The 5,176-nt window shown below is 70.0% G+C and carries 4 protein-coding genes; all 4 read left to right on the top strand.

Features of this window, described 5'->3' with window-relative positions; translation table 11 throughout:
- Nucleotides 1-266: 266 nt before the first annotated feature.
- Genes GL263_RS21075 through GL263_RS21060 form a run of 4 tightly spaced genes read left to right on the top strand, consistent with a single transcriptional unit; the run spans nucleotide 267 to nucleotide 5,145 of the window.
- Nucleotides 267-1,265 carry an ABC transporter permease gene (locus GL263_RS21075; RefSeq protein WP_228456711.1) on the top strand — a complete coding sequence of 333 codons (999 nt, stop codon included), beginning with the start codon at nucleotides 267-269 and terminating at the stop codon, nucleotides 1,263-1,265.
- A complete protein-coding gene (locus GL263_RS21070) occupies nucleotides 1,262-3,085 on the top strand; it encodes an ABC transporter substrate-binding protein (protein ID WP_323379501.1) in 1,824 nt (607 codons plus the stop codon). Before GL263_RS21075 ends, GL263_RS21070 begins: the two co-directional genes overlap by 4 nt.
- Before the next feature lie 10 nt (nucleotides 3,086-3,095).
- Nucleotides 3,096-4,073 carry an ABC transporter permease gene (locus GL263_RS21065; RefSeq protein WP_182857305.1) on the top strand — a complete coding sequence of 326 codons (978 nt, stop codon included), beginning with the start codon at nucleotides 3,096-3,098 and terminating at the stop codon, nucleotides 4,071-4,073.
- A gap of 7 nt (nucleotides 4,074-4,080) precedes the next feature.
- A complete protein-coding gene (locus tag GL263_RS21060; protein WP_182857304.1) occupies nucleotides 4,081-5,145 on the top strand; it encodes an ABC transporter ATP-binding protein in 1,065 nt (354 codons plus the stop codon).
- Nucleotides 5,146-5,176: the final 31 nt, after the last annotated feature.

Genomic DNA, 5,176 nt, shown 5'->3' with positions numbered 1-5,176 from the left:
GGGCTGAGGCCCGCGGGGACGGCCGGGGTGTCGCGACACCCCGGCCGTCTCTCGACGGCACCCGCACGGCCGCACGGCACCAGCGTGCGGCGCCGCCATATCAGCCGTGATTCGCGCCGATTTCCGTCGGGTTAACCTTCGCGAGGGCGGCCGAAAAGCGACCATCGGAAAATGTGTCATTGGTGTAGGCCGGTGAATGTCCTTGACCGGCCGCCGGCTTGTTGGGAAAGTCACTGACCACTCCACCTCTTCCGCACGGGGGGACGTTGACCGAGACCACCGCAGCTCCGGCGGATTCGGCGGCCGGTGGTTCCGCCGCCGGGGAAGTCGCCGGCCGCTCGCCCGGGCAGCTCATGTGGCGGCGCTTCCGGCGTGACCGCTCCGGCGTGGCCGCCGCCTGCGTGGTGCTGTTCTTCTTCGCCGTCGCGCTCTTCGCCCCGGTGATTTCCTGGCTCTACGGCAAGGACCCCTACACCCGTTACGGGCACGAGCGCGAAGGGCTGCTCAACGAGTTCGAGTACCCGGTGAAACCGAACGGCGGCATCGACGGCGAGTTCTGGTTCGGCCTCGAACCCGGCCAGGGCCGTGACGTGTTCACCCAGCTGATCTTCGGGATCCGCACCTCGCTGGGCATCGCGGTGGCCGTCACCGTGCTGGCGGTGCTCACCGCGATCATCATCGGTGTCAGCGCCGGCTACCTCGGCGGTAAGGCCGACTATCTGCTGAACCGGCTGATCGACCTGCTGATGGCCTTCCCGAACCAGCTCTTCTTCGTCGCCTTCATGCCGATCGTGGCGGCGCTTTTTGTGGACCCGGCGGAGGAGACGCCCGCGTACATCCGGGTGGTTTCGGTCATTCTTGTCCTGTGGTTCCTGGGCTGGATGACCTTGGCCAGAATTCTCCGCGGCGTCACCCTCTCGCTCCGGGACCGGGAATTCGTCGAGGCCGCGAAGGTCAGCGGCGCCTCGCCGTGGTGGATCATCCGGCGGGAACTCCTGCCGAACCTGGTGACCCCGATTCTTGTCCAGGCGACGATCATGTTGCCGACGTTTGTCACCACGGCCGCGGCCCTTTCCTTCCTCGGCGTGGGAATCATGGAACCGACCCCGGACTGGGGCCGGATGTTCGCGCGCGGCGCGGAGGTCTACCAGTCCGACCTCACCTACATGTTCTTCCCGGCGGGCGCGATGGTGCTCTTCATCGTCGCCTTCAACCTGCTCGGGGACTCCGTCCGGGACGCGTTCGACCCCAGGGGGCAGCGGTGACCGACCGACCACAGGCAGGGACCATGGCCAAGCACACAGCAATTCGGCGCCGGAGCGCGCGGACCGTCCTGGCGGCGCTCGTCGTCGGCGCGCTGGCGGCGGCCGGCTGCAGCCCCGGCGGGGGCGGCGACACCGGACCGAGGGAGAAGACCCGGGCGGAACGCGCGACGCTCATCGAGTTCGCCGACGCCGCGGCCTCCACCGGCCCGGCGGAGGCGCCCCCCGGCGCCCGGAGCGGCGGCGTGATGCCGGTACTCGAACGCGACAGCTACGAGCATCTGGACCCCGCCCAGATGTACGTCAGCTCGCAGACCACCATGGCCAGTCTCATCCACCGCCGGCTGACCGCCGTCAAGCTGGACAACAAGGGCCGCTACAGCGTCGTCGGCGACCTGGCCACCGACTCGGGACAGGTCTCCGACAACGGCCGCACCTGGACCTACACGCTCAAGGAGAACATCCGCTTCGAGGACGGCAGCCCGATCACCTCGCGCGACATCCGGCACACCGTCGAGCGGCTGTACGCCGACTTCGTCACCGAGGGGCCGAAGTTCGTCCAGGAGTGGCTGGCGGACACCTCCGGCGCCGGCCACCGCAAGCTGCTGCCCGGCGGGCCGTACAAGGGCGACCACCTGCCCGACGACGTGCTGGAGACCCCGGACGACCGCACGATCGTCTTCCGCTTCAAGCAGCCGCGCAACGACCTGCCGTACGCGCTCTCCCTCACCGGCTACGGCGTCGTCTCGCAGAAGCGTGACACCAGGGAGCGCTACGACCGCTCACCGGCCACCTCGGGCCCCTACAAGATCGGGGAGTTCCGGCGCGGCCGGTCCATGACCCTGGTCCGCAACGACCAGTGGGACCCCAAGACCGACCCCGTGCGGCACGCCTACGTGGACCGGTTCGAGATCACCTTCAACCACGAGTACGGCAAGAGCGCCCGCGAACTGCTCGCCGACGCCGACCCGAACGCCGTCACCTGGAGCGGATCCGTCGACGTCGACACCGCCCAGCAGGTCCTCAAGGACAAGGACGCCCGGGAACGCACCATCGAGGGCTACCAGATCTTCGTCGCCCAGATGGCCATCAACATGGACCGCGTCAAGGACCACCGGGTCCGCCGGGCCATCGCCCACGCGCTGCCCACCCGGGCCGTGCTCGCGCCCTACGGTCCCGGCATCGGCGGCGAACTCACCGGCGGCTACCTCAACCCCACCCTGCCCGGCGCCGACCCCTCCTACGACCCGTTCGAGAAGGTGAGCAAGCCCGGCGGCGACGTGAAGAAGGCCCGGGAACTGCTGGAGGAGGCCGACGCCGTCGGCACCCGCCTGGTCTACGCGCACTCCACCGCCGACGCCGACCAGAAGGGCTCGGTCGCGGTCGCCGACGCGCTGAAGAAGGCCGGTTTCGACGTGCAGCGCAGGGAGGTGCCCGTGGACAACTACTACGACCGCATCGGCAAGGTGGACAACGGCTGGGACATCTACCGCAGCAACTGGGGCCACGACTGGGCCAGCGCCGCGACCGTCATTCCGCCGCAGTACGACGGCCGCGCCATCGAGGACGGCTCCGCCAACTACTCCCACCTCAACAACCGCAGGGTCAACCGGGAGATCGACCGGATCACCGCCATCACCGAACCGGAGAAGGCCGCCACCGAGTGGTTCGAACTCGGGAAGTACATCCTGGAGGAGATCACCCCGGCGGTACCGCTCTTCGCGTACAAGCAGCTCCAGATCGCCGGGTCGAACGTCGGCGGCGTGGTGTTCCACAACGAGCACAGCGGAGTCGACCCCACCCGGCTCTACCTGAAGAAGTAGCCAGAACCAGATGATCAGGTTCCTGCTGCGTCGCGTGCTCGGCGCGACGGTCATCCTGCTGGTCATCAGCGCGGTGACCTTCCTGCTCTTCTACAGCATCCCCCGCGACCCGGCCCGGCTCGCCTGCGGCAAGACCTGCGACCCGGAGTCGCTGGCGATGATCCGGGCGAGCCTCGGGGTCGACCGGCCGGTGCCGGTGCAGTTCTGGGAGTACCTGGTGGGGATCTTCGCCGGGAGGGATTTCGCCGCCGGTCCCTGCCCGGCGCCCTGCCTCGGCTACTCCTTCCGCGACCAGTCGCCCGTCCTGGAGACCATCCTGGACCGCGTCCCCACCACCGCCTCCCTGGCGCTGGGGGGAGCGGTGGTCTTCCTGACCGTCGGGCTCGCGCTCGGCATGATCGCCGCCCGCAACCAGGGCAACGTCGTCGACAAGGGCCTCAGCTCGCTGTCCCTGGTGATGAGTTCGATGCAGATCTACCTGGTCGGCCCGCTGGTGCTCGCGGTCTTCGTGTACCACCTGCAACTGCTGCCGAGTCCGCGCTACGTCGCCCTGACAGAGGACCCGGTCGGCTGGTTCAAGGGGCTGCTGGTGCCCTGGCTGGTGATGTCGATCATCTTCACCGCCGCCTACACCAGGATGGCGCGCTCCACGCTCGTCGAGCAGCTGCGCGAGGACCACGTGCGCACCGCGCGGGCGAAGGGCATGTCCGGGCGCACGGTGTTCTTCCGGCACGCCTGGCGCGGCTCGCTCATCCCGATCGTCACCATCCTCGGCGTCGACCTCGGCTCGCTCTTCGGCGGCGCGATGGTCACCGAGTTCACCTTCGCCCTGCCCGGGCTCGGGCGGCTCGCCGTGAACTCCGTCACGCAGACCGACCTCCCGATGCTGATGGGCGTGATGCTGTTCGCCGCCGCGATGATCATCGCCTTCAACATCGTCGTCGACGCCGTCTACGCGTGGATCGACCCCCGCATCCGACTGTCCTAGGAGAGAGATGACGCCTTCGACGAGGACACGGACGGGGAAGCGGACGGACGGCGGGGGAGAGCCGCTGCTCGCCGTGCGGGACCTGCGGGTGCGGTTCGACACCGAGGACGGCGTCGTACGGGCCGTGGACGGCCTCTCCTTCGAGCTGGGCCGAGGACGCACCCTCGGCGTCGTCGGGGAGTCCGGCTCCGGCAAGTCGGTGACGGGCATGGCGCTGCTCGGCCTGCACGACCGGCGCGGCACCCGCACCGAGGGCTCGATCCGCTTCGACGGCCGGGAACTGGCCGGCGCGGAGGAACGGGAGCTGGAACGGCTGCGCGGCCGACGGATGGCGATGATCTTCCAGGACCCGCTGACCGCGCTGTCGCCGTACCACACCGTGGGCCGTCAGATCGCCGAGCCGTACCGGAAGCACCTGGGCGTCTCCCGCCGGGCCGCCAGGGCGCGCGCGGTCGAGATGCTGGACCGGGTCGGCATCCCGCACCCCGGACTCCGGGTCGACGACTACCCCCACCAGTTCTCCGGCGGCATGCGGCAGCGGGTGATGATCGCGATGGCGCTGGTCTGCGACCCCGAGCTGCTGATCGCCGACGAGCCGACCACCGCGCTTGACGTCACCGTCCAGGCGCAGATCCTCGACCTGCTGCGGGAGCTGCAACAGGAGTCGGGGACGGCGATCATCATGATCACCCACGACCTCGGAGTGGTCTCCCGGGTCGCCGACGACGTGCTGGTCATGTACGCCGGCCGGGCCGTCGAACGCGGTCCCGCGCGGCCGCTGCTGCGGCAGCCCCGGCACCCCTACACGCGGGGCCTGCTGGCGTCCGTGCCCACGCTGCGCGGGGACGTCACGGCGGACCTCGTCCCCGTGGCGGGCAGCCCGCCCAGCCTGCTGGCACCACCCGGCGGCTGCGCCTTCCACCCCCGGTGCCCCGAGCGGACGCTGGTCCCCGGCGGGCGCTGCGCGAGTGAGCGGCCGCCGCTGCCGTCCGGGCCGTCGGCCGCAGCCTGCCACCTGACGGACCCACAGCGCCCGCCGTCGGCCGGCCGGGCGGAGCGGAGCGGCACATGACACCCCCCTACCGCGACGACCACACCCCGGT

It is taken from the genome of Streptomyces durbertensis (genome assembly GCF_014156695.1).
Taxonomy (GTDB): Bacteria; Actinomycetota; Actinomycetes; order Streptomycetales; family Streptomycetaceae; genus Streptomyces; species Streptomyces durbertensis.
The sequence above is the reverse complement of the archived record's forward strand: the minus strand, read 5'-3'. Positions and strand labels throughout refer to the sequence as shown.

What these genes read in the sequence shown, in the direction of transcription:
- GL263_RS21065 (WP_182857305.1), top strand. Translation starts at nt 3,096, where the DNA reads ATGATCAGGTTCCTGCTGCGTCGCGTGCTCGGCGCGACGGTCATCCTG.
- GL263_RS21060 (WP_182857304.1), top strand. Translation starts at nt 4,081, where the DNA reads ATGACGCCTTCGACGAGGACACGGACGGGGAAGCGGACGGACGGCGGG.